The 25097-nt window shown below is 66.1% G+C and carries 20 protein-coding genes; 13 read left to right on the forward strand and 7 right to left on the reverse strand.

The window, feature by feature from the left end; all coding sequences use genetic code 11:
- Positions 1 to 535: 535 nt before the first annotated feature.
- A complete protein-coding gene (gene ssb / locus GTZ97_RS06885) occupies positions 536 to 1048 on the reverse strand; it encodes a single-stranded DNA-binding protein (RefSeq protein WP_161649856.1) in 513 nt (170 codons plus the stop codon).
- 123 nt (positions 1049 to 1171) lie between these two features.
- Positions 1172 to 3175, reverse strand: coding sequence for a methyl-accepting chemotaxis protein (locus GTZ97_RS06890; RefSeq protein WP_161649857.1), 2004 nt, complete (start codon positions 3173 to 3175; stop codon positions 1172 to 1174).
- A gap of 215 nt (positions 3176 to 3390) precedes the next feature.
- Between GTZ97_RS06890 and GTZ97_RS06895 the strand changes: the two genes are divergently transcribed.
- Genes GTZ97_RS06895 through GTZ97_RS06950 form a run of 12 tightly spaced genes read left to right on the forward strand, consistent with a single transcriptional unit; the run spans position 3391 to position 17732 of the window.
- The gene (locus tag GTZ97_RS06895; RefSeq protein ID WP_161649858.1) at positions 3391 to 4521 is read left to right on the forward strand and encodes a methyl-accepting chemotaxis protein; all 1131 of its coding nucleotides are present in this window, start codon (positions 3391 to 3393) and stop codon (positions 4519 to 4521) included.
- Between the two features lie 10 nt (positions 4522 to 4531).
- On the forward strand, positions 4532 to 4897 hold the full coding sequence (locus GTZ97_RS06900) for a response regulator (RefSeq protein WP_161649859.1): 366 nt from the start codon (positions 4532 to 4534) through the stop codon (positions 4895 to 4897).
- 32 nt (positions 4898 to 4929) lie between these two features.
- On the forward strand, positions 4930 to 5211 hold the full coding sequence (locus GTZ97_RS06905; protein WP_161649860.1) for an STAS domain-containing protein: 282 nt from the start codon (positions 4930 to 4932) through the stop codon (positions 5209 to 5211).
- Between the two features lie 5 nt (positions 5212 to 5216).
- Entirely contained in the window at positions 5217 to 7364 is a 2148-nt protein-coding gene (locus GTZ97_RS06910) for a chemotaxis protein CheA (RefSeq protein ID WP_330863568.1), read from the forward strand.
- A 24-nt stretch (positions 7365 to 7388) separates the two neighbouring features.
- Positions 7389 to 10025 carry a methyl-accepting chemotaxis protein gene (locus tag GTZ97_RS17100; RefSeq protein WP_161649861.1) on the forward strand — a complete coding sequence of 879 codons (2637 nt, stop codon included), beginning with the start codon at positions 7389 to 7391 and terminating at the stop codon, positions 10023 to 10025.
- A 15-nt stretch (positions 10026 to 10040) separates the two neighbouring features.
- The gene (locus tag GTZ97_RS06920; RefSeq protein ID WP_236651069.1) at positions 10041 to 10589 is read left to right on the forward strand and encodes a chemotaxis protein CheW; all 549 of its coding nucleotides are present in this window, start codon (positions 10041 to 10043) and stop codon (positions 10587 to 10589) included.
- Positions 10590 to 10600: 11 nt separating this feature from the next.
- Positions 10601 to 11398: a CheR family methyltransferase gene (locus tag GTZ97_RS06925; protein ID WP_161649862.1), complete on the forward strand. Its 798-nt coding sequence runs from the start codon at positions 10601 to 10603 to the stop codon at positions 11396 to 11398.
- Positions 11399 to 11441: 43 nt separating this feature from the next.
- On the forward strand, positions 11442 to 11915 hold the full coding sequence (locus tag GTZ97_RS06930; protein ID WP_330863569.1) for a chemotaxis protein CheD: 474 nt from the start codon (positions 11442 to 11444) through the stop codon (positions 11913 to 11915).
- On the forward strand, positions 11912 to 12994 hold the full coding sequence (locus tag GTZ97_RS06935) for a protein-glutamate methylesterase/protein-glutamine glutaminase (protein ID WP_161649864.1): 1083 nt from the start codon (positions 11912 to 11914) through the stop codon (positions 12992 to 12994). The genes GTZ97_RS06930 and GTZ97_RS06935 overlap by 4 nt, the downstream gene beginning before the upstream one ends.
- Complete coding sequence (locus GTZ97_RS06940) at positions 12991 to 15408, forward strand: methyl-accepting chemotaxis protein (RefSeq protein WP_161649865.1); 2418 nt, start codon at positions 12991 to 12993, stop codon at positions 15406 to 15408. Before GTZ97_RS06935 ends, GTZ97_RS06940 begins: the two co-directional genes overlap by 4 nt.
- Positions 15405 to 16931 (forward strand): methyl-accepting chemotaxis protein, encoded by a 1527-nt coding sequence (locus GTZ97_RS06945; protein ID WP_161649866.1) that lies wholly within the window; start codon positions 15405 to 15407, stop codon positions 16929 to 16931. Before GTZ97_RS06940 ends, GTZ97_RS06945 begins: the two co-directional genes overlap by 4 nt.
- Before the next feature lie 45 nt (positions 16932 to 16976).
- Positions 16977 to 17732: a class II glutamine amidotransferase gene (locus GTZ97_RS06950; RefSeq protein ID WP_161649867.1), complete on the forward strand. Its 756-nt coding sequence runs from the start codon at positions 16977 to 16979 to the stop codon at positions 17730 to 17732.
- Here the strand turns inward: GTZ97_RS06950 and GTZ97_RS06955 are convergent.
- On the reverse strand, positions 17693 to 18364 hold the full coding sequence (locus GTZ97_RS06955; protein WP_201748195.1) for a TetR/AcrR family transcriptional regulator: 672 nt from the start codon (positions 18362 to 18364) through the stop codon (positions 17693 to 17695). The two genes, GTZ97_RS06950 and GTZ97_RS06955, sit on opposite strands and share 40 nt — an antisense overlap.
- Before the next feature lie 79 nt (positions 18365 to 18443).
- Here GTZ97_RS06955 and GTZ97_RS06960 point away from each other — a divergent pair, with 79 nt between their 5' ends.
- On the forward strand, positions 18444 to 19835 hold the full coding sequence (locus tag GTZ97_RS06960) for a carotenoid oxygenase family protein (protein WP_161649869.1): 1392 nt from the start codon (positions 18444 to 18446) through the stop codon (positions 19833 to 19835).
- A gap of 50 nt (positions 19836 to 19885) precedes the next feature.
- Here the strand turns inward: GTZ97_RS06960 and GTZ97_RS06965 are convergent, their stop codons facing one another.
- The 4 genes from GTZ97_RS06965 to GTZ97_RS06980 form a co-directional block, all read right to left on the reverse strand.
- Positions 19886 to 20767, reverse strand: a complete 882-nt coding sequence (locus tag GTZ97_RS06965; protein WP_161649870.1) for a metal-dependent hydrolase — start codon at positions 20765 to 20767, stop codon at positions 19886 to 19888.
- A gap of 114 nt (positions 20768 to 20881) precedes the next feature.
- Positions 20882 to 22060 (reverse strand): isovaleryl-CoA dehydrogenase, encoded by a 1179-nt coding sequence (locus GTZ97_RS06970; RefSeq protein ID WP_161649871.1) that lies wholly within the window; start codon positions 22058 to 22060, stop codon positions 20882 to 20884.
- A 51-nt stretch (positions 22061 to 22111) separates the two neighbouring features.
- A complete protein-coding gene (locus GTZ97_RS06975) occupies positions 22112 to 23029 on the reverse strand; it encodes a hydroxymethylglutaryl-CoA lyase (RefSeq protein ID WP_161649872.1) in 918 nt (305 codons plus the stop codon).
- Positions 23030 to 23039: 10 nt separating this feature from the next.
- Positions 23040 to 25094 carry an acetyl/propionyl/methylcrotonyl-CoA carboxylase subunit alpha gene (locus tag GTZ97_RS06980; protein ID WP_161649873.1) on the reverse strand — a complete coding sequence of 685 codons (2055 nt, stop codon included), beginning with the start codon at positions 25092 to 25094 and terminating at the stop codon, positions 23040 to 23042.
- Between the last annotated feature and the right edge of the window lie 3 nt (positions 25095 to 25097).

A 25097-nucleotide genomic window follows, 5' to 3' on the forward strand; every position in this document is an offset into this window, starting at 1 on the left:
AACGCCGTGCGGCCTCACAGCAGCCTGGGCTACTTGACGCCTCACGAGTTCAAACTGCAGTATCTGTCCCTTCCACAACCCGCCGTCTTCCAGGAATGATTGGCGTGAAAAAGCCGAGCAGGTCAGCTTGGCTGAGTACGTTTTGTGATTGGGCTGATACAAAGGTTAACCCATCCGCTTAGCGGGGGGACCCGATGATTTGCCCAGTCCCGTGTTCGATGGGTGTTCGTTGGCTCAAGCCAGACGGGTGCGATTTGATGCCTGTGCACCCACTTCGAGCGGTCACGCTTCTATAGCTAGATCTTGGATTCGACACAGCGCATGAGCGTAGGAGCGAAAGCCCTTTCGTCCTGAACGCTGAGCCCCGTAGCTGGTTGTCCAGTTGACGCTGTGAGGGTCGGTTTGTTTACATGTCTTGAAAAGTAGCTTGTAGCCCGGAGATCACCCCAAACCCCAAGAACCACGTCAACAAGAAAAAAGCCCCAAGTGACAAGCACTTAGGGCCTCTTGTTTACCATCTAGGCAAAGGTAAATCCTAGAAGGGGATGTCGTCATCCATGTCGTCAAACCCGGTTGACGACTTCGGCGCGGGTGCCGGGGCCGGACGCGGCGCGGCAGCCGGGCGAGCGGCCTGGCGAGCGGGTGCGGCCGGGGCGTCAAAGTCGTCGCCGCCGGCGGGCGCGCCGCCGTAGCTGCCACCACCGCCGCCACCTTCACGGCCGCCCAGCAGTTGCATCTGCTCGGCGACGATCTCGGTGGTGTAGGTATCCTTGCCGTCCTTGTCCTGCCACTTGCGGGTCTTCAGGCGGCCCTCGACATAGACGGGACGGCCCTTCTTCAAGTACTCACCGGCGATTTCGGCCAGGCGGTCATAAAACACGACGCGGTGCCATTCCGTTTCCTCGACCTTGTCGCCCGAGGACTTGTCTTTCCAGTTGCGGGTGGTGGCCACGGACACATTGCAGACAGCCGCGCCGTTGGGCGTGTAGCGCACTTCGGGGTCGCGACCGAGGTTGCCGATGAGGATGACTTTGTTGACGGAGGCCATGGCCAGTTCCTGAAACGATGAGGTTGGTTGAAATGAGCGAACGTGTGTTAGCGCGGCTCATTATCGCTTCAAGTGGCCTGCCCGCCACCCCCTCCGAGGCGTGCACCGAGAGGGGGGAAGGGATCACCCCAGGCGGAACTTCGAGGCCTGTTCGGCCAGTTTCAGGCTCTGGTGGCGCAGTTCGTGCGCAGCTTCGCTGACCTGCTCCACCAGTCGGCCGGTGCGGTCGTCGTTGCGCACCACATCTTCCAGTGTGCGGTTCATGCGCTCTGCCGTCTCCTGGCCAGCCAGGGTAACGGCGGCAAGCTGGCTCATCAACTCGCCGAGGGCGTCGGCATGGCGCTGGGTGGCGTGCACGGCGTCCAGGGTGGCCTGGGCCGTGGCCAGACCTTCTCGAATCTCGTGGGTCGAGCGCCCCACGACCGCGTTGATCTGCTGGGCGGCGTCCCCCACCCGCAATGCCAGGTTGCGCACCTCGCTTGCCACCACGGCGAAGCCCTTGCCCGCTGTGCCGGCCTTGGCGGCCTCCACCGAGGCGTTGAGGGCCAGCAGGTTGGTCTGGAAGGCGATGCCATCGATGATGCTGACGATCTTGCCGATTTCATGGCCCCGGTGTTGGAGCTGGCTCATGACGTCGGCCAGGTGCCCCATGGCGCGTCGGCTGCGCTGGGCGTCGTGCGTGACGTCGCGAGCGCGCTCGACCGCCTGCACGACATGGTGCTGGTGGTGATCGAGATGGGCCACGGTGGCTTTGACGCCATCGTGCAGTTCGTGCATGGCCACACCGGCGCGTTGGATCTCGTCGGCCAGAGTCGCGCTTGCCTGAGAGATGTCGCCCGAGGCATGAGACACCGACGAGACGCCACGCCGCACCACGGTGAACAGCTCGGCGAGGCGGCGCAGCGAGTCGCGCAGGCCCAGCAGGGTGTGGGCGATCTCGTCATCGCCGTGTGGCATGGCCTTGCCGCTGAGGTCACCGCGGGCCATGCGCCCGACTTCGGATTGCAGCAGCTGCATGCCGCCTTGCATGACGCGCGAGAACGCCAGCGTCGCATACAGGCCAGCGCCCGCACCGAGCAGCACGATTACGCACAGGCCCAGAAAGGCGTGGCGCTGAGCTGCCTGAACCGACTCCAGCGCCGTCGTGAGGTCTGCGAGGCAGCTCGATTGCGTCTCGTTGAGCTGCGTCAGCAAGGTCCGGCTTCGGGCGCTCAGGGCCGGCGCGTCCCCGGGGGGGGGCCCTTGCAGTGCGCTTGCCCACACGGCCTCGTGAAGCGCGGCGGCGTTGTGATGGAAGGTGGTGGCCGCGCGCAGGCAAGCCAGCGTGGTGGTCGACGTGTCCTGCGCGTGCTGGATCTGAGCGGAGGCCGCTTTCAGTTGCGTGGCGGCCGCCACGAGCATGGCGTGTGACGCTGACGCGGTCGGGTGCGCTGGCTGATCCAGGGCGTGGACCAGCTGGCTGAGCGCCAGCTGGCTCAAGGGAAGTGCGTGGCTGGCGTTTTCGGCGATGCGATGCAGGTCGTCGGCTCCGACATGGTCGATCCGGGTGTGAATGGCCATGCGCTCACGCAGGGTCTGGAGCTGCGTCAGCGCCACCAGACTGGTGGTGTCGTGATCGGTACCGTGTGCGCCATGCAAACGAACCATGATGGCGTTGAAGGCCGGCCAGTCTTTACGGGTCCCAAGGTGCTCGCCCAGCCGGTCCTCCACTGCGGACAGGGCGGCAAAGCCCCGTTCGAGCTGGGTGTGTGCGGGGCTGCGTGGTTCCCCGGGCGGGTGGGTGGGGGTCAAGGCGGCGGCCAGCCTGTGGCTGGCCTGAAGGAAGACCGCAGCGTCCACATGGTGCTGGGTCGCGCGCCAGTCCTGCCATTGCTGCACCACCTGCAGCGTCACCACGTGGGCCGCCGGCACGCCGAACGCAGCCGCCACCAGCAGCACCTTGTACCGGAACCGCAACTGGCGCATCAGGCGGACGGCGGGTGCGAGCGCGCCGTGATAGCGAAAGTAATCCCGCAGGGCCTGCCAGATGCGGCCAGCGGGCCCGTCAGGGGTGTGGCGCGATGTGCGCATCCGGAGCCACGCGGGATAGGACATGAGATCGGTCGGGTCGAGGTCTTGTCGTCCCATATCGGTGCAGTCTCTTTTCACTTGAGCGCAGCTCGGGTTCCAGGCTTGAGGCGCATCAAGTACTCGCGGCAGACGTGAAAAGTGTCCGATTTTGCTTGCCTTATCGCACTTACCCCCGCCGCTGCCGGGGTCAATATCCGTTTCGATTCGGTCGAAATGGCAGTACCGATCTTTCGATCGATGTGCAGTTGTTCTTGCCCTTCACGTACTTGTCCATGTCGCCATCTGCCTCTTCAACTGCTGCGATCGAAAGGCCATCCGTGCGGACGGTGGTGGTCTTGGCCGCCGTGGCAGGTGCGGTGGCGGGGTGGTTGCTACACGATCTGGGCCTGCATGGATGGCTGGATGCGGCGCTGTGTGGCGGCCTGTGCGCCGCGCTGGTGCTGTGGGCGGCACGGCTGTCGCCGCAGGCTTGTGCCCCTTCTTCGGCGTCATCTGCCCCGCTGGTGCAGGAGGTGCTGCCCGTCTGGCAGCGACACATTGATAACGCGCGCCGCCACTCTGAAGACAGCATGGGCGGCTTGTTGGCGTCCTTTGGCAGCATTTCAGAGCGCCTGGACGAGGCCGTGCGTGTGACGCAGGGCCAGTCAGGCCTTTCGCGTAGTCAGTCCGTCGATGAGTTGCTGCGCAATCACGATGGTGCGGTCCAGGCCATGCTGGCGCCGATGCGTGAGACATTGCGCACGCGTGACGAGGTGCTTCAGCGCATGCACGAGATCGGCGCGGCCATGGGCGAGCTTCGCCAGGCCGCAATGCAGATCAAGCAGTTGGCGCGCCGCACCACGATGGTGGCGCTCAACGCGTCGGTCGAGGCCAGTCGCGCCGGCGAGCGGGGCAGCGGTTTCGCTGTGGTGGCCAGTGAGGTTCAACAACTGGCCACGCAGTCCGGGCAGGTGGCCCAGACCATGATGTCGCGTACCACCGCCGTGGAAGATGAGCTGGCCGCGCTGCGAGTGCGCCATGCGGCGATGGACAGTGGCGATGATGCGCTGCAGGCCGACGCCGAGGCCGCCGCGCGGGTGGTGGTCAGCGAGCTGCTGGGCGACTTGACGCAACTCAGCCGCACCTCGCGCGAGTTGCAGGCCGCTGGCGTCGCGGTACAGGACGAGGTAGAGCGGGTGCTGATGAACTTCCAGTCTCAGGACCGCTTGAGTCAGATGCTGAACTGCGTGACGGATGACATGTCACGCATGCATGACTGGATGGCACAACAAGGTGATCTGGGGCCGGCCCAGATCGACGGGTGGCTCGAGCGTCTGGACGCCAGCTACACGATGGAGGAGCAGCGCTCCGAACACCACGGCAACACCGCCATTCAGCGCGAAACCGCCGTCGAATTTTTCTGAGGTGAGACACATGGCCAAAACCATTCTGATCGTGGACGACTCGGGCAGCTTCCGCCAGGTTGTCAAGATGGCCTTGCAGAAAGCCAGCTATGAGGTTGTGGAAGCCGTGGACGGGCAGGATGCCTGCGCCAAGCTCGATGGCCGCAAGATCAACCTGATCGTCTGCGACGTGAACATGCCGCGCATGGACGGGCTGACGTTCGTGCGCCATCTGAAGACGACGAACTACAAGTTCACGCCGGTGATCATGCTGACCACCGAGTCGCAGGAAGCCAAGAAGGCCGAGGGCCGCGCCGCAGGCGTGCGTGCCTGGGTGACCAAGCCCTTCCAGCCGTCGCAGCTGGTGGATGCGGTGGCCAAGCTCTGCGCGGCCTGAGCCGGACACAACAAGGCAAGAGGGAGGCCGGCATGAGTGACACCATCGAGCACCTGTCAGGCGAGTGGACCATTCACCAGATCGTTGAGCACCACCGTGGGCTGTTGTCAGCCATCCAGGCTGGCGCCTCGACGCTGGATGCCAGTGGCATCACCGAGGTCGACAGTGCGGGTCTGCAACTGCTGGTGGCGGCACGCCAGTCACTGCTGCGGCAAGGCCGTGAACTCCATCTGATTGCGACATCGCCCTGCGTGCGGGATGCGTTGGCCGCTTACGGACTGGATGCCAACCTGCATCCGGTTCACCAGGAGTGACAGCCGTGAGCAACAGCCATCCCAGTGACGACGAAATCCTTGCGGCCGCCCGTGAGGGCTTTCTCGATGAGGCCCGCGACATGCTGCGGCAGTTCGAGGCGGCGCTGCTGACGCTCGACGACGCACCGGACGACGCCGAGGCGCTGAACTGTGCCTTCCGGGCGGCCCACACCATCAAAGGAACGGCAGGCCTGTTTGGCTGCGAGCGGGTCGTCGCGTTCACCCATAACGTGGAAACGCTGCTGGAAGAGCTGCGTTCTGGCGCGTTCGCGCTCAACGACGAAGCCATGGCGCTGCTGCTGCAGGGGCGCGACCAGATGGAGGCCTTGCTGGACGACGTGGCCTCACCGGAAGGGGACCCCGATCTGGCGGCCCAGAGCCAGGCGCTGTCGGCCAACATCGTGGCCTTGCTCGGTGGGGCGTCGGGCGGTGGTGTCGAACGGCATGCCGCCATGCCCGCAGTGGCCGAGGCGGCCAACGGTGGCGAGGGTGCGGGCGTGTGGCGGGTGCGTGCCCGCTTCGGGCAGGACGCTTTGCGCAGCGGTCTGGATCCCTTGTCTTTCCTGCGTTACATGAATGGGCAGGGGCGCATCGTTTGGGTGCGCCCGCTGACCGAGGCCATGCCGCTGCTGGAGGATCTGGACCCGGAGTCGTGCTTCATGGGCTTCGAGTTGGCCTACGAGACCGCGGGTGATCGCGCGAGCATCGAGGCGATCTTCGAGTTTGCGGTCGATGACTGCGAGCTGGAGATCGAGGCGCCATCAGCCGGCCTGCCGGCACAGGTGAGCGAGACCCGGTCGGATGAAGCGGGCGCGCTGGTGGCTGCTGTGACGGCCGAGGCGGCCGTGGCGCAGCCGGTGGAGCGGCGAGGGGCGCAAGGCGACCGGCGCAAGGGGCAGCCCGACCGCCGAGGCGAGGAGACCCGATTCGTGCGGGTTCAGGCCGACAAGCTTGATCACCTGATCGACTTGGTAGGGGAACTCGTCATCGCCAGCTCCGGTGCCTTGCTGGTCGCCCATCAGGAGGGCTCTGCGTCTTTTGCCGAGGCGGCCCAGCGCATTCAGTCGCTGGTCGAATCGGCGCGTGATGGCGCCCTGGCCTTGCGCATGGTCCCGATTGGTGAGACTTTCGCGCGTTTCCATCGGGTGGTGCGCGATGTCAGCAAAACGCTGGGCAAGCAGGTGGAGCTGCAGATCACCGGGGCCGACACGGAGCTCGACAAGTCGATGGTCGAGGTGATCGCCGATCCGCTGATGCACCTGGTGCGCAACAGTCTGGATCATGGGCTCGAATCGACCGAGGAGCGACGGGCTGCCGGCAAGGCCGAACGGGGTACGCTGGCGCTGCACGCCTACCATGAGGGCGGACAGGTGGTGATCGAGGTCAGCGATGATGGTCGCGGGCTGAACCGCGAACGCATCCTGCGCAAGGCACGTGAGCGTGGTCTGGTGACAGCGGATCAGGTGCTCAGCGACCACGAGGTCGACCAGCTCATCTGCGCGCCAGGCTTCTCGACCGCCGATCAGGTCACCGACATCTCGGGCCGGGGCGTAGGCATGGACGTGGTCAAGCGCAGCATCGAATCGCTGCGGGGGCAGATGCAGCTTGTCAGCGAATGGGGGCGCGGCACGACCACCCAGATCCGTCTGCCCTTGACACTGGCCATCATCGACGGCTTCCTCACAAGCGTGGGCGGAACCTACTATGTGCTGCCCATGGAGATCGTGGCCGAGTGCATCGATGTGCCGCCGGAGTGCAGGGCCAATCCGCAGGCTGGGGTGGGTTACTTCAATCTGCGTGGCGAGGTTTTGCCTTACTTCGACGTGGCCTTGCTGCACAAGGTCAAGCCGGCCGCTTGCGGGCGGCGCAGCCTGGTGGTGGTGCGCGACGCGCAGACCACCGTGGGCCTGATCGTGGACCGCCTGCATGGCGAGCACCAGACCGTCATCAAACCGCTGAGCAGCCTCTTTCGCCATCTGCGCGCCATTGCCGGGTCCACGATCCTGGGCTCGGGCGATGTCGCGCTGGTGGTCGATGTGCCCGCGCTGGTCAGTTACGCGGTCGAGGCCACGCGCCCCGGTCGTGCCGGGCACAACCCCAGGCCGCTGGCGGGCGCCGGCGACATCTCTCCTTCCCTTCCAACGGCCAGCTGAGCCTCTTCTCTCAGGGACACCACCATGCGCACCAACCTTCCCGTTACCCAGCAGGAATATGTGCTCCCCGACGGGGCGACCATTGTGTCGCGCACCGATCTCAAGGGGCGCATCACCTACGTCAACGACGACTTCATCGTGGCCAGTGGCTACACCGAGTCGGAGCTGATTGGCCAACCCCATAACATCCTGCGCCATCCCGACATGCCAGAGGAGGCCTTCGCCGACATGTGGCGTACGCTGCAGGCCGGACGCCCCTGGACGGGCATGGTCAAGAATCGGCGCAAGAGTGGTGACCATTACTGGGTGGTGGCCAACGCGACACCGCTTCGCGAAGGCAACTCGGTGGTGGGCTACATGTCCGTTCGCACACGTGCTTCGCGCGAGCAGGTCGAGGCGGCCGAGACGCTGTACCGCCGTTTCCGTGAAGGCCGGGCTGACGGCTGGCGCATCGTCGAAGGGCAGGGGGTTCGCCTCGGTTTGGCGGCGCGAGCCAACGTGCTGGGTCCGGTGTGGTCGCGCATGTCGATTCCTGCGAAGTTTGCCGGCTTGGGCGGGCTGGCCGCGCTGACGGCGGTGGGCAGTGCCGTGGCGGCACTCGAAGGCGGCGGCGCGTGGCTGGCCTGGCCGGCTGTGGCCGGCCTGCTGACGGTCACGGCCGGCATGCAGTTGGCGCGTCGCGTGGGCGGCAGCCTGCGGGCAGCCGAATCCCATCTGGAACGTTATGGCCAGGGCAGTTTCGACGGCGTTGTCGCGGCCAAGGGCCATGACGAACTGGCGGGCATGCTGTTGGCACTCAAGCGTGTGCAGACCCGGCTGGGCTTCGAGTTTGCTGACACCCGCAAGCGCGCCGATGCCGCCAGCCGCATCCGACAGGCGCTGGACGTGGCGGCCACCAACATGATGGTGGCTGATGCCGACTACAACATTGTCTACATGAATGACTCGCTGGCAGCCATGCTGCGCTCTGCCGAGTCCGATATCCGCAAGGACCTGCCGCAGTTCGAGGCGGCCAAGGTACTGGGCTCGAACATCGATGTCTTCCACAAGAGCCCGGCACACCAACGCGGTGTGCTCGATCGGCTGCATGGCGAGCACAAGACACGCCTGAACGTTGGCGGCCGCAAGTTCGACCTCATCCTCAACCCCATCCGCAACGACGATGGCAAACGCCTGGGCATTGTGGTGGAGTGGAAGGACATGACGGCCGAGTTGGCAGCGCAGGAGCGCGAAGCGAAGCTTGCCGCTGAGAACGCCCGCGTCAAGCAGGCGCTGGACAGTTGCTCGACCAATGTGATGATTGCTGACGCAGATGGCAACATCGTCTACGCCAATGAGTCGGTGGTGGCCATGCTGCGCCGCAACGAATACGAGTTGCGCAAGTCGCTGCCGCAGTTCGACGCCAGCCGCGTGGTGGGCGCCAACTTCGACATGTTCCACAAGAACCCCGCCCACCAGCGCAACCTGCTGGGGGCGCTGCAAGGCGAGCACAAGGCACAGATTCGAGTGGGCATCCTGCACTTCTCGCTGACGGCCAACCCGATCACCGATGAGCAGGGCCGCCGTCTGGGCACGGTGGTCGAGTGGAAGGATCGCACCGCCGAAGTGGCGGCCGAGGCGGAGATCTCGGCACTGGTGGATGGCGCCACACAGGGTGACTTCTCGCGCCGCATGGAACTGGAAGGCAAGGAGCCTTTCTTCCAGATGATGGGCGGCAAGTTCAACGACCTGATCGACACCGTCAGCAAGACGATTGTCGAAGTGCGTGTGGCGGCCGAGCAGTTGACCTCCGCCGCAGCCCAGGTGTCCGACACCTCGCAATCGTTGTCGCAGGCTGCGGCTTCGCAGGCAGCCAGCGTTGAGCAGACGACCGCATCGCTGCAGGAGATGGCCGCCTCGGTGCGCCAGAATGCCGACAACGCCAATGTGACGGATGGCATGGCGACCAAGGCAGCGCAAGAGGCCATGGAGGGCGGTGAGGCCGTCAACCGTACGGTCGAAGCCATGCAGTCGATCGCCCAGAAGATTTCGATCATCGATGACATCGCTTATCAGACCAACCTGTTGGCGCTGAATGCGGCCATTGAGGCGGCGCGTGCCGGCGAGCATGGCCGTGGCTTTGCCGTCGTGGCGGCCGAGGTGCGCAAGCTGGCCGAGCGCAGCCAGGTGGCGGCTCAGGAGATTGGACAGGTCGCCAGCTCGAGCGTGGTGCTGGCCGAGAAGGCCGGCCATGTGCTCAAGCAGATGGTGCCTTCTATCCACAAGACCAGCGAGCTGGTTCAGGAGATTGCAGCGGCCTCGGGCGAGCAATCTGATGGCGTCGTGCAGATCAACGGTGCGATGGAACACCTCAACAGCGTGACGCAGCAGAACGCATCGGCTGCCGAGGAGCTGTCCGCCACGTCGGAAGAACTGTCTGCTCAGGCGACCCAGTTGCAGGGGCTGATGGCGTACTTCCAGCTCAAGGATGACGACCGCAACCAGGCAGGATCGGCCATGAACGCATCGACTCGGCCTGCGGCACCGCGCACAGCGCCAGCCCGTGCTGCAGCCGCTGCGGCTCGCCCCACGCCGCGCGGCATGCCGCATCGGCAGACCACCGCCATGGCACAGCCGCTGCCCAACGGCGAAGTGGACGAGTCGCATTTCGCTCATTTTTGATCGGGGTGGCGCAGCATGAGCACCATGGTGGCCACATCCCCTGCACTGCAGGGGCACGTCAGCCCGGACGATGGCACATCGGGCATGGCCCCACGTCAGCACCTGTGCCTGACGGTGGCCCGTGACACCTACGCCGTGCCGATCGATGCGGTGCGCGAGATCCTGGAGGTGGGGCGTCTGACGCCTCTTCCGCTCACGCCGGACTTCGTGACGGGTGTCATGAACCTGCGCGGTGCAGTGGTGCCGGTGATCGACCTGCAGGCAAGGTGTTTCGGGCAAGTCGCCACGATCGCTCGCCGCAGCAGCATCGTCATCGTCGAGGTTGCCCGAGGTGACCCGGACGGCGCGCTGGTGGTCGGCGTGCTGGTCGACGGTGTGTCGGAGGTGCTGGAGATTGCCGACGACGACATCGATCCGCCGCCGTTGCTGGGTACCCGGATCGCACGCGAGTTCCTGGCTGGCATGGCCAAGGTACGCGACACACTGGTTCCGGTGCTCGATCTGGACCGTGTGCTCTCGCGCGAAGCGCTGGCCAGCCTGATGGCTGCCCATCTGACGCATTGACGGAGCGCTGCATGCGATTGTCCGAGCCTGCGTTCGATGCGGTGGTTGACATGTTCCACCGAGTTTCGGGCATTCGTCTGGCGCCCAGCAAGCGCCAGCTGGTGATCGGGCGGTTGCAGAAGCTGGCCACGGAGAAGGGCTATGCCAGCCTGGATGACTACGTGGCTGGGGTGGTGCGTGGCAGCGGCGATCGCGAAGAGCTCATCAAGGTGGTAGACCGCCTGACCACCAACGAAACCTACTTCTTCCGCGAGCCACAACATTTCGATTTCCTGTCGGAATGGTTGGGCAGCCGGCCTGCCGGTCGGAATCTTCGTATCTGGAGCGCTGCAAGTTCTTCCGGCGAGGAGGCCTACAGCATTGCGATGCTGCTGGCCGATCACCTGGGCTTGCAGGGATGGGAGGTGGTGGGTACGGATCTGTCGACCGCCATGGTGGATGCCGCGCGCCGAGCCCTCTATCCCTTGGAGCGGGCCCGCCAGATGCCCAAAGACTACCTTCGCCGGTTCTGTCTCAAGGGGCAGGGCCCTTATGAGGGCCAACTGCTGGTGTCGCGCGCGTTGCGCGAGCACGTGCGCTTTCTGTCTGGGAACCTGATGCAGCCTTTGCCAGAGATCGGGCAGTTCGATGTCGTGTTTCTGCGCAACGTGCTGATCTACTTTGATCCACCGGCCAAGCGCGAGATCGTGCAGCGCGTGAGCGCCCTCATCAAGCCGGGTGGTTACTTGTTCACTGGTCACTCCGAGTCGCTCAGCAACCTGCAGGTCGGCCTGACGGCTGTGCGCCCCGCCATCTATGCTCGAGCTTGACTCTCCCGCCCGCCAGATACCGCGTCCGCATGTGCGGGAGCGCGTGTTCCTGTTGCCCGGGCAGTGGTACTTCGGCCGGCAGAGCGCAGTCATCAAGACCTTGCTCGGCTCGTGTGTGGCCATTACCTTGTGGCACCCGACGCGCCGCATGGGCGGCATGTGTCATTTTCTTTTGCCGGCCAGGGCCAGGGGCGCGGCCCATGCCTTCGATGGTCGCTTTGGCGAAGAGGCTGTGCACCTCTTGCTTCGTGAGATCGACAAGACCGGCACAGTGCCCTCCGAGTACGAGGCCCAGCTCTATGGCGGGGCCGACACCATGCCCGACCAGGCGCGCATCAAGTTCAACATCGGTGAGCGCAATGTCGAGAAGGCCTGGGAACTGATCGACCGCAACGGCTTTCAGCTGCAGGCCGTGGACGTCGGGGGCAACGATCCCCGCAGCATCTCGCTGGATCTCTATTGCGGCAGCGTCGTGCTCAGGCGCGGCCCGCCCGTTGCGGGAAGGGGGGCGTCATGAGCGCCATCAAGGTCATGCTGGTCGATGACTCGGCCATTGTTCGCAAGCATCTCACCGAACTGCTGACAGCGGGGGGCATCGAGGTGATCGGGGCGGCCGCCGATCCTGTGTTCGCCATGCAGCGTATGAAGGTGCAATGGCCCGACGTGCTGGTGCTGGATGTGGAGATGCCCCGGATGGATGGCATCACCTTCCTCAAGCAGATCATGGCCGAGCGTCCGACGCCGGTTGTCATGTGCTCGACGCTGACCGAGAAGGGTGGGCAAACGACGATGCAGGCCCTCGCAGCCGGGGCAGTCGGCTTCATCACCAAGCCCAAGCTGGGGCTGCGCAGTTTTCTCGAGGATGGCAGCAATGGCATCGTGGCGGCGGTGAAGGCTGCCGCGCGGGCCAACCTGAACGCCTTGCGACGCACCCTGCCTGGTGGCGCGGCACCGCGTCCGCTGCAGGTTCAGGCAGCGCCTGTGGCTTCAGGCGCGATGACCGAGACGACTGACCGTGTCGTCGCGGTGGGCATCTCAACTGGAGGCGTGCAGACGATCGAGTCGGTGCTCACGCGACTGCCGCGTACAGCGCCAGGCATGGTGATCGTGCAGCACATGCCGCCCAACTTCACTGCGAGCCTGGCTGCGCGTCTCAACGGCCTGTGCGCGCTGGAAGTGCTGGAGGCAAAGGATGGCGACCGCGTGATCAACGGACGCGTTTTGTTTGCGCCAGGCGGGCGTCACATGCGGCTCAAGCGCAGCGGCGCCCAGTACGTGGTCGAGGTGTTCGACGGACCCTTGGTCAACCACCACCGGCCCTGTGTGGACGTGCTTTTCAAGTCGGTGGCAGCCTGCGCGGGGCGAAATGCCATCGGCGTGGTCATGACCGGCATGGGCGATGACGGTGCGCGTGGCTTGCGCGAGATGCGTGAGGCTGGCGGCCGCACGGCGGCGCAGGACGAGGCGAGCTGTGTGGTGTATGGCATGCCAAAGGAGGCCGTTCGGCAGGGCGGTGCGCAAGAGGTCGTGTCGCTGGACGATCTGCCCGGGTGGCTATTGGCTGCGGCAGGCGAACGTGTGAAGGAACAAGGATGACGTCGTCTCGTGCGCTACTTCGTCGCGTGCTGGCACCTGGCATGCGACTGATGCGGCATTGGCGCCTGTCAACAAAGTTCATGACGCTCAGCGTGCTCGCCTTCCTGACCACGCTCATCATCGCCATGCACGGTGCAGCAGTGCTGTTGGATCAGTGGCAGCGCACTGCGCAGGAGCGCGCCGGTGTGGACGCCGCCCGCGTGGTGTTGCACATGGCAAGGGAGGTGAAGATCCACCGTGATCTTTTGCTGGCCGCGAACGGCGATTCAAGCCAGGCATCGACGCTGGCCGATCACCGACGGGCGATGCGCGAGACGGCGCAACAGCTCTCGGTCGTTTTGTCTGCGTTGCCGGATCCGTATCGTGCACGTGCCTGGCCGAATCGGGAAGCGTCGCTGAATGCGATGGTCGGTGCACTTCCGGCCACGGCGGATCAGCTGCAGGTGCAGCGGTTGCACGCTGAGTCGCTTGCTGCGTTGCGACAAGCGGGGCTGCTTGTGGGGGAGTCCTCCACGCTCTTGCTGGATCCTGAGGCGTCGAGCTACTTTCTCATGAGCCTGGCGCTTGATCGACTGCCCATGTTGCTGGAGCTGGCATCGCAGTGGCGTGTTCAGGCCTGGCACGCAGTGGTGCGGGGCGACGAGGTGGATCCTGCGCTGGCGGCACGAGGAGAGGCGGTCATGCAGCAGGTCGCCGAGGTTCACTTTCAGTTTGAGGCGCTCTCTCGTGCGGGAGGGCGAGTGCCGTCCACGTGGGAGACCGTGCGTGCCACTGTGCGTGGGGACGTGCAGGAGGCTTTATTCCGCGCCGGATCCCAAGCGGCCTTGCTGGAGCAGGGCATGAGGCTGCACCACGTCAGCGCTGCGCTGCACGACAGCCTGCTGGATCAGCTCGACGAGCGTCTGCTTCATCGCAGCCGCGCGCTGTTGGGCGCCATCACGCTGTCCATGCTTGTTCTGGCGTTGAATCTGACCGTGCTGGGCTACTTCGTGACCGCGCTGCATTCCGCCTTGATGGGCACGATGAAGGTGATCACACGCACGATGGACGACATGGGGGAGGGCGATCTGACGCGGCGTCGCCCGGTGGCGGGTGACGACGAGCTGGCCGGTGTGGCGCGGGGCCTGCAGGCCGTGGGCGACCGTCTGTCTCGCATCGTGGCCAGCATTCGCAGCAATGCCGTGCTGCTTGCCATGTCCGGCAAAGACATGGGCGAAAGCACGATGGCGCTGGCGACGCGCACAGAACAGCAGTCCGGACGGCTCAAGGAGCTGGCCGAGCGCGTGCGTCAGGTGCATGTGGCGGCGGATGAAGGCGCCCGGCAGGCCCAGGTGCTGATGTCGCACGTCCAGACCGTGCGCAGCTCGGCACAATCTGGTCAGGCCTTGATGCCTGCGGCCACCGGCACCATGCACGCCATCGAACAGGGCGCCCGCCGCATGACGGAGATTGTCGGATTGATCGAGGACATCGCCTTCCAGACCAACATGCTGGCGTTGAACGCGGCCGTCGAAGCCGCGCGGGCTGGTGAAGCCGGCAGCGGCTTTGCGGTGGTCGCGGCTCAAGTACGGCAGCTGGCGACGCGCTGCGCGCAGGCTGTCGGTGAGATTTCCGAACTCATTGCTGCATCCACGTTGCAGGTGGGCGACGGCGTGCGACACATGGCCGCCATGCACACAGCTTTCGACGAGCTGGCAGCGGGTCTGGAGCAGATTGGCGCGGGGGTAGCCGATGTGGCGCAGACGGTTTCCCAGCAGAACGCCAGCCTCAGCGAGATGAGCGAGTCGTTGGACAGCCTCGACAACATCACGCGAGAGAACTCGGCGGCCGTGAGCCGCTCGTATGCGGCCAGCGAGCAGCTCATCGCCCGTGCCAGTAGCCTGGCGCAGGCCGTGCGCGGCATTCGCCTGGCTCAGGGCAGCCCTGACGAGGCGCAGGCGCTGGCCGAACGTGCTGCTGCCCTGATCCGAGAGCGGGGCCTCGAAGCGGCGCTGCCCGTGTTGCACGCGGAAGGCAACGCGTTCACCGACCGAGACCTGTGTGTGTTCGGTGTCGATCGCCAAGGCCACTTCCGCTTCATGACACTCGACCCGGGGCGCACGGGGGACCCCATCCCGATGTTGACGTCCACTGATGGCCATCTGCTGCAAGAGGCGCTGTGGCGCGCTGCGGAAACCGGCCAGCCCTGGGTGGAGTATGAATCCTGTGACCCGGAAACCCTCCAAATGTCCATCAAGATGGCTCATGTGATCCCGATTGACGACGATCTGATCGTTGTCTCACCTGTCTACAAGGATCCGATGGGATCGGCTGTGCCGCGAGCGCATGCGGACGCGTCGCCCTTGCCTTCGACGCGCCGCAGCATGGCCGCGAAGCAGCCTGCGGGTGATGTGGCGGTATGGGAGGCCGTATGAGTTTGTCACCCAGTGCACCCGACACGTTGCCGCCCTCGGCGCGCGCGCGCCAGATCGATCGCGTCTTATTGGCTGTGGTGGGTGTCAACGCCCTGTTGCTCGTCGGGCTGGAGCGCGCGTTGAGCCCCGGAGGCCTGTGGTGGACGGCCGCTGTGGCCGCCGTCGGGCTCTCCGCTGTGCTGTACAGCCAGTGTCGCGAGGCGGCGTGGGCGCGCTGGCTGACGACGTTGATGGTGGTGGGGCTGGTGGTCTTGCAGATGCGCGCGGCTCAAGGCCGCCCTGAAGTTGCCTTGAGTGCCCTTGTCAATCTGTCGCTGCTGCCGCAATGCCGCCAGTGGCGACTGGTGCTCACTGCAGGCGTCGTGCTTCTGGCGGCAGTCAGCGTCGAGTGGGCTGTGCAGGCCGACGACCGCATGCGCTGGGCGCTGTTGATTGCACTGATGGGGCAGACTGGCTACCTGACGTGGGTCACCCACCGGCAGCAGCGCCTGGACAACGAGCGATTCGAGGTCGACTTTCTGATTCGTGCCATGGGCATGGACGGTCCGATTCGCCTGAATCTCGATGTGTTGCGCGCCGATTCCGGCGTGGGCAGGCGCCTCAAGCTTGTGCAGCAGCGCATGGCCGATGTGCTCAACGAAATGGGCTCGTCTATTCATGGGGTGAAGGAGGCATCAGATGTGCTGCGCGCAGGCAGCGACGAGCTGCGCCAACGGACGGACTCGACCGCCGCGGGACTGCGTGACGCAGCCATGTGCCTGGAGCAGATCAACCTGATCGTTCAAACCAGCGCGCAGGCCTCCCAGGAGGCTCGCAGCCTCGCCGGGCAGGCCACCGAGCTGGCCAACCGGGGCGGTGAGCAGGTTCGCGAGGTGGTTCAGACCATGCACGGCATCAACCAGTCAGCGCGGCAGATCACCGACATCATCAGCGTGATCGATGGCATTGCATTCCAGACCAACATCCTGGCCCTGAACGCGGCCGTGGAGGCTGCGCGGGCGGGCGACCAGGGGCGCGGGTTCGCCGTGGTGGCCGCGGAGGTCCGGCAGCTCGCGCTGCGCTCGTCCGAGGCGGCGCGGGAGATCAAATCGCTCATCACCGCCTCGGTTCAGACGATCGAAGGCGGCGTGAACCAGGTGGAACAGACAGGCGCCACGATGGAACACATCGTGGTGGCCGTGCGCCGGGTCGGCGAGGTGTTCGAGCAGCTGTCGGCAGATTCGCACGAGCACGCGGGGGGCATCGGCGTGGTCACACAATCGGTCAAGGAACTCGACGCGGTGACGCAGCAGAACATCTGCGTGGCGCAGCGCTCCACCCACATTGCGGCCGAGCTGCAGGCGCACGCCGAGCGCATGGCGGAGGTGTTATCCGGATTCCGACTACAAGCGACGGCGCCCGCACAGACCCGTGCCGAGGCGGCTCTGGGCACCAAGGCGGCCCAGCCTGATCGTGCGGGCGAGGCTGCCATGGCTGCCAACGCCACCAGGGGGGCGCGGGCGATCGGAGTGGAGTTCTTCTGACGGAGAGCGGTGCCGTAATACGATGCGGTTTTCGGGAGTCTCACCATGTGCCAGCTGCTGGGCATGAACGGCCACACGCCGACCGACATCGTCTTCAGCTTTTCCGGTTTCGCCACGCGCGCCTGCGAGCATGCGGACGGCTTCGGCATCGCCTTCTTCGAGGGGCCGGGTGTGCGCCTGTTTGTCGACCATCAGGCCGCCAGCGCCTCGCCCGTGGCCGAGCTGGTCAAGCGTTACCCGATCAAGAGCCGTCACGTCATCGCCCACATCCGCAAGGCCACACAGGGCCGTGTGGCGCTCGAGAACTGCCACCCTTTCGTGCGCGAGCTATGGGGCCGCTACTGGGTGTTTGCCCATAACGGCAACCTGGTCGACTTTCATCCCAAGCTTCACGCCGGCTTTCGCCCAGTGGGCGACACCGACAGCGAGCGGGCCTTCTGCTGGCTGATGCAGGAGCTGGCCAAGTCCCATGCCTGCATGCCCGATCTCGACGAGCTCACGCTGACGCTCAAGGAGCTGGTGCCGCCGATTGCGGCGCACGGGACCTTCAACTTCATGCTCAGTCAGGGCGATGCCTTGTGGGCCCACTGCAGCACCAAGCTGCACTACCTGGTGCGTCAGCACCCGTTTGGCGAGGCGCGGCTGCAGGATCAGGACATGTCGGTGAACTTTGCCGAGCTGACCCAGCCCGATGACCGGGTGGCCGTGATTGCCACCGAACCATTGACGGTCAACGAAGCCTGGGTGCCGATGCAGCCGGGTCAGCTCTTGACCTTTCGCGGCGGCTTGCCTCGGGCCTGATCGTCTGCCTGCGGGCCTGACGCGACACCAGACGCCACACCGGACGCCATCAACACCGCCTGCACCAGCGCCTCGGGCCGGGCGCCGAACAGCCCTAACTGCCCCTCCAGCAGCAGGTGGCTCAGCCCGTGCACCAGACTCCACTTGGACAGCGCCCGCATCAGCGTGGCTTCATCAGGCGGGTCAGCCCGGCTGCCTGCCGGGCGACTCTGTGCCAACAACTGCTGAAACGCCCCCATCGCCGCGGCCTGCAACTCGGGGTCCTGGCTGGCATGCAGGAATCGGCCGAACATCAGCCGGAACAAGCCCGGGTGGCGTTGGGCGAACTGCACGTAGCGTAAGCCCGATGCCAGCTCGTTACCCGGTGCGTCGACACAGCCGGCAGCGTTCTGGGCCTGCTCCTGCTCGGCCGCGAAGCGTCGAAACCCCTCGGCAGCCAGCGCGCTGAGCAGCGCATCCTTGTCAGCGAAGTGCCGGTACACCGCGTTGGCCGAGACACCCAACGCACGAGCCAGCGAGCGCATGCTCAAGTCCGCCGCGTCTTGTGTCGCCAGGGCGGCCAGGCCGGCTTCGATGAGGGCATTGCGCAAATCGCCGTGGTGATAGCTGCGCTCGGTTCTGGGGATCGCCATGACGTTGACATTGTCCACATTCCGTGGTGTCATGCGCATGTTCACGCTGTCAACATGTCGACCGACCAAGGAGCCTGCCATGTCTCTGACCCTGCCCTGGGCGACCGCCCGCGCAGCAAGCCCTGCGATGCCCACGTTCCTGGATGACGTGTTTGCGCCGGTGGCCAGCGAAACCGAAACCACGGCGCTGCGGGTGGAGGGGGCATTGCCGCCTGACCTCAGCGGCCTGTATGCCCGCATCGGCCCCAATCCGCTCAAGCCTCAGCCGTCGCGCTACCACTGGTTCATCGGCGACGGCATGGTGCACGGCCTTCGCCTGCACGCAGGGCAGGCCCAGTGGTACCGCAGCCGCTACATCGGCAGCAACTCGGTTCACAAGGCGCTGGGGCGCCCTGTGTTGCCGGGGCCACGCCACGGCGTGGGCGACGTGGTGAACACCAATGTGTACGCGCACGCAGGGCGCGTGTGGGCCTCGGTCGAGGCCGGCATGCTGCCCGTGCAGCTCGACGCCCGGCTGGCGAGCGTGCGCCACGGCACGTTTGACAGTCCGCACAAGCAGCCTTTCAGCGCCCACCCGCATCGCGACCCGCACACGGGCGCGCTGCATGCCATCTGCTACAACGCGCTGGTGCGCCACAAGGTGCAGTATGTGCGGGTGTCGCCGCAAGGCCAGGTCGATCGCGTGGTCGACATCCCGGTGCAGCACGGCCCCATGATCCATGACTGCGCGATCACGCGCCGCTACGTGGTGGTCCTGGATCTGCCGGTGACCTTTTCCTTCCGTCGCCTGCTGGGTCGTGCGCCCTTCCCGTATGCGTGGAACCCGCGTCATCCGGCCCGCGTGGGCTTGTTGCCCAAGGAGGGCGATGCGCGCGACATCCGCTGGTTCGATGTCGATCCCTGTTTTGTCTTCCACCCATGCAACGCATTCGAGCGCGAGGATGGCAGCGTGGTGCTGGATGTGGTGGCCCACCGGCGCATGTTCGACCGTGCCCGTCACGGCCCGGAGCTGGATTCTGGCGCGCGCTTCGAGCGCTGGGTGCTGCCGGCCGACGGCGGTCGGGTGGTGCGCACCGTGCTGCACGATGCACCGCAAGAGTTTCCCCGCCTGGACGAGCGCCTGACGGGCGAGCCCTATCGCTACGCCTATGCGGTGGGCTTCCAGCCCGATCAACCGGGGGGCCAGCCGCTGTACCGGCATGACCTGCAGATGAGCAGCACCGTGGTCCACGGTTTCGGGCCGCACGCTGTGCCCGGCGAGTTCGTGTTCGTGCCGCGCCAGCCCACGGGTGCGGAAGATGACGGCTGGCTGGTCGGCCTGGTGCACAACCGTCAGAGCGGGTGTGCTGAGTTTCACGTGCTCAATGCGGACGACTTCACCGGCCCGCCGCAGGCCGTGGTCCACATCCCGGTGCGCATTCCGGCGGGCTTCCATGGCAACTGGATGGCCGAGGCCGACCTGCAGGCATGAAAAAAGCGCCCCGAGGGGCGCTTGCGCGTGGCGTCTGCCCGACGCCGTTTTCAATAAGCCGCGCGGTACAGCGCGTCGCCCGCGGCAATGGGGTCACCTGTGCGCTCATAGGTCTGCAGCCAGGCGTCGTAATTGTGGATGGCGGCCTGCTGCCAGGGGTGGAAGCCGGGCTTGAAGTAAGAAAACAGCGAGCCAAAGCGGCTGGAGATGATGCCCTTGGGGCCATACAGCCACCACTGGCACTTCACCGTCATCCACATGCGCTGGCCGAACGAGAAGCCGTCGCCCTTGAGCAGGGTGTTGGTAAAGCGCAGGCTCAGGTAGGTCAGGAACAGGATGACGTGCACCATGGCCGCGTTGCGCTTGAAGTAGCCGACCTTGGCCACTTTCTGCATCACGTCATAGGCCACGGCCTTGTGCTCCATCTCCTCGACCGCATGCCAGGCGAGCATGGCGCGGAAGTTGGGGTCGGCGCCGGCCATGGTTTCCTTCTTCTCGAAGAAGGTTTCGGCGAGCATGGCGGTGAAGTGCTCGAATGCACAGGTCAGCGCCAGGTTGTATTCCTTGGAGAAGTTCTTCGTGTGGAAGCTGTCGATCCACTTTATGAAGCCGGTGATGGCGTCCACATCCAACCCGCGGTCGCGCAGCAGCTGGTTGTAGCGGGAGTGCACGATGCCGTGCTGGCCCTCTTGGCGGATGAAGGTCTTGACCTCTTCCTTCAGCACCGGGTCGGTGATCTGGTCGCGGAAGGGGCGTACGCTGGAGATGAAGTAGCGCTCGCCATCCGGAAAGGCGGCCTGGATGGCGTCGATCAGGCGCGACTTGTAGGGATTGTTCTCGTACCACCAGCGCGGGGCGGTTTCGTCAATGCCGAACTCCAGCTTCTCGCGGGCCACCATCTCTTTGGCGTTGTGCAGGGCTTGTTGGCTCATGTCGTGTCTCCGTAACGGTCTCTGCCGGATGGGTCAGATTTGATCTGGATCGCATCGTAGGCAGTGAGGGCCCGGAATCAGGGCCGCCAACGCGACAAGAGGGCAGGCCGTGCGTCATGACGTCTCATTGAACAGCTCTCGGCCGATCAGCATGCGTCGGATTTCGCTGGTGCCGGCGCCAATCTCATACAGTTTGGCGTCACGCCAGAGGCGGCCCAGGGGGTAGTCGTTGATGTAGCCGTTGCCCCCGAAAATCTGGATGCCTTCGCCGGCCATCCAGGTGGCTTTTTCGGCCGTCCAGAGGATGAGGGCGGCACAGTCCTTGCGCACATGGCGGGCGTGCTGGCTGCCCAGCGCGTCGAGGTTCTTGGCCACGGTGTAGGCGAACGAGCGCGCCGCCTGTTGCACCGTGTACATGTCGGCGATCTTGCCTTGCAGCAGCTGGAACTCGCCGATGGCCTGGCCGAACTGCTTGCGCTCGTGGATGTAGGGGATCACGTGGTCCATCACGGATTGCATGATGCCCAGCGGGCCGCCCGAGAGCACAGCGCGCTCGTAGTCCAGCCCACTCATGAGCACCTTGGCGCCGTTGCCCTCGCCGCCCAGCACGTTCTCGGCCGGCACCTCGCAGTCCTCGAAGAACAGGGGGAAGGTGTTGGAGCCGCGCATGCCCAGCTTGTCGAGGTGCTGGCCCTTGCTGAAGCCCTTCATGCCCTTTTCGATGAGGAAGGCGGTCATGCCCTTGGCGCCAGCTTCGGGCTCGGTCTTGGCGTAGACGACAAGCACGTCGGCGTCGCCGCCGTTGGTGATCCACATCTTGCTGCCGTTGAGGATGTAGCGGTCCCCCTTTTTGTCAGCGCGCAGCTTCATGCTCACCACGTCGGAGCCGGCGTTGGGCTCGCTCATGGCGAGCGCCCCGACGAAGTCGCCGCTGATGAGCTTGGGCAGGTACTTGCGCTTTTGCGCCTCGGTGCCGTTGCGGTGGATCTGGTTGACGCACAGGTTGGAGTGCGCGCCGTAGCTCAGGCCTACCGAGGCGCTGCCGCGGCTGACTTCTTCCATGGCCACCATGTGGGCCAGGTAGCCCAGGTTGGTGCCGCCGTATTCCTCCGACACCGTGAGGCCATGCAAGCCCAGGTCGCCCAGCTTCTTCCACATGTCCGCGGGGAAGAGGTTGTCGCGGTCGATGTCGGCGGCGCGGGGTGCGAGCTCCTTGTCGACGAAGGCGCGCACGGCGTCGCGCAGGGCCTCGATGTCGTCGCCGAGCTGGTGGTTCAGGCCGGGCAGGGTCATGGTGGGTCTCCTCGGTGTCTTCGAACGGTGATCAGGCTGCGGTGGGTGGGGTCAGGCCGCGCGCGCGCGCTTGGCCAGGGTGGCGCGGGCCACGCGCGAGGCCGTGGGCCGGCCCAGCGTCTGCGAGATGAAGGCACCCGCGTCGACCAGCGCGTCCAGGTCGATGCCGGTGTGGATGCCCAGCCCGTGCAGCAGGTAGACCACGTCTTCGGTGGCCACGTTGCCGGTGGCGCCCTTGGCGTAAGGACAGCCGCCCAGGCCGGCCACGCTGGCGTCAAACGTGTGCACGCCCAGCTGAAGGCACGCATGGATGTTGGTCAGCGCCTGGCCGTAGGTGTCGTGGAAGTGGCCGCTGAGCTCGGCCAGGGGCACGCGTTTCATGGCGGCTTCCATCACGCGCTGCACCTGGCCGGCCGTGCCCACGCCGATGGTGTCGGCGATGCCGATGTGGTGGCTGCCAATGTCGAGCAGGCGCTGCACCACGTCGTCGACGGCCGCGATGCTCACGCCGCCTTGGTAGGGGCAGCCCAGTGCGCACGACACGGCAGCGCGCACCTTCATGCCGTGGGCGCGCGCGGCCTCGGCCACAGGGCGAAAGCGCTCGATGGATTCGGCAATCGTGCAGTTGATGTTGCGCTGGCTGAAGGCCTCGCTGGCGGCCGCGAAGATGACCACCTCATCGGCCTTGGCGGCCAGCGCGCCCTCAAAGCCCTTCATGTTGGGCGTGAGCACGCTGTAACGGACGCCCGCCTGACGTGTGAGGCCCGCCATGACCTCGGCGTTGTCGGCCATCTGCGGCACCCACTTGGGGCTGACAAAGCTGGTGACCTCGATCTCGCGCAGGCCGGCTGCTTGCAGGCGGTGCACCAGCTCGATCTTGGTGGCCGCGGGCACGGGCTGGGCCTCGTTTTGCAGGCCGTCGCGGGGGCCGACGTCGACGAGGGTGACGTGGGTGGGCAGGGTGCTCATGGTCTTGTCTTCACTCCGATTCGATGCGCAGCAGCTCGGCGCCTTCGGGCACCTGATCGCCGACGCGGCACAGCAACTCGGCCACGCGGCCGTCGCGCGGGGCGGTCAGGGTGTGTTCCATCTTCATGGCCTCGGTCACGACCACGGGCTGGCCGGCTTTGACGGCGTCGCCCGCGTTGACCAGCAGGGCCACCACCTTGCCGGGCATGGGCGCGCTGACCTGACCGGTGTACGCGGGGCCTTCATCGGCCTGCTGCAAGGGGTTGAGCCAGCGCAGGGCCAGGTGGCCGGCCGCGGTGAAGGCGTCGAAGGTGTCGGCGCCGTCGGTGTGGCGGTCGACGCGGGCGTCAAAGCCTGCGTCGGTGCGCACGCGATGGGGCAGGGTGGCATCGGGCTGAAGTCGGCCGAGTGGCACCTCGCCGAAGGGGCCCTGCAGCGTGAGCAGGCCGTCGCGGTCTTGCGCCAGCGTGACGGTGTGCACCTCGGGCGTCGCGCCCGCCGGAGCGTGGGCCCGCTGCCAGCGCAGCACGTGGCGCTGGGCGCCGTGCAGGGCCCAGCCATCGCGGCGTGACCACGGGTCATGGGCGTTGCCGCCACCCGCCTGGTCCTGCCACCAGCGCAGGCTGGCGGCGCTCAGCGCGGCCTCGGTGAGCGCCGGGTCGTCGGTGGCCGGGAACAGCGCAGCCTGCTCGCGCTCGATCAGCGCGGTGTCGAGCCGGGCCTGCGAGAACGAATCCGTGCGTACCAGCTTGCGCAGGAAGGCCACGTTGTGATGCAGCCCGGTGACCTGCAACTCGGCCAGGGCCGCGTCCATGCGAGCGAGGGCCTGAGCCCGATCGGCGCCGTGCACGATCAGCTTGGCGATCATCGAGTCGTAATGCGGCGAGATGGCGTCGCCCGCGGCCACGCCGCTGTCGACGCGCACCGGCGCGACGCAAAAGGTGCTGGCCTCGGGCGTGCGCAGCGAGCGCAGGGTGCCGATGGCGGGCAGGAAGCCGGCCTCGGGCTGCTCGGCGCAGATGCGGGCCTCGATGGCGTGGCCGCTGAAGCGCACCTGGTCTTGGGTGAGCGGCAGCGCCTCGCCCGCTGCCACGCGCAGCTGCCACTCGACCAGGTCCAGGCCGGTGATGGCTTCGGTCACCGGGTGCTCGACCTGCAGGCGGGTGTTCATCTCCATGAAGTAGAAGGCCGAGATGCCCGCGCCCCCCAACCCCGCACCGCCGGCTTGCTCGCAGATGAACTCCACCGTGCCCGCGCCCACGTAGCCCACGCTCCGGGCGGCGGCCACGGCGGCGGCGCCCATCTGCGCGCGCAGCTCGGCCGTCATGCCGGGGGCCGGGGCCTCTTCCAGCACCTTCTGGTGGCGGCGCTGCACCGAGCAGTCGCGCTCGCCCAGGTGGATCACGCGGCCGTGCGCGTCGGCAAACACCTGGATCTCGACGTGCCGGGGCTGGGTGACGTAGCGCTCGACCAGCACGTGCTGGTCGCCAAAGCTGGCTTGCGCCTCGCGCTGACAGGAGGCGAGCGCGGCGATGAATTCGTCGGCCTGCCGCACGATGCGCATGCCCTTGCCACCGCCGCCTGCGCTGGCCTTGATCAGCACCGGGAAGCCGATGGACTCGGCCTGCGCCAGCAGGAAGTCGCTCTCTTGCCGGTCGCCGTGATAGCCGGGCACCAGGGGCACGCCAGCCTGCGCCATCAGGGCCTTGGCGGCCGACTTGCTGCCCATGGCTGCGATGGCCGAAGGCGGCGGGCCAATGAAGGCGATGCCGGCATCGACGCAGGCTTGCGCGAAGCCCTCGTTCTCGGACAGGAAGCCATAGCCGGGGTGCACGGCCTGCGCCCCCGTGGCCTTCGCGACCTCCAGGATGCGCTCGGCGCGCAGGTAGCTCTCGCGCGGGCTGGCGGGGCCGATGCAGACGGCTTCGTCGCAGGCCTGCACGTGGCGCGCGTGGGCGTCGGCCTCGGAGTAGACCGCAACGGTGCGGATGCCGAGGCGCTTGGCCGTGGCTGCGACCCGGCAGGCGATCTCTCCGCGGTTCGCAATCAGGATCTTGGTGAACATGGT

This window comes from Aquabacterium fontiphilum (assembly GCF_009909205.1).
In the GTDB taxonomy this organism is placed as follows: Bacteria; Pseudomonadota; Gammaproteobacteria; order Burkholderiales; family Burkholderiaceae_C; genus Aquabacterium; species Aquabacterium fontiphilum.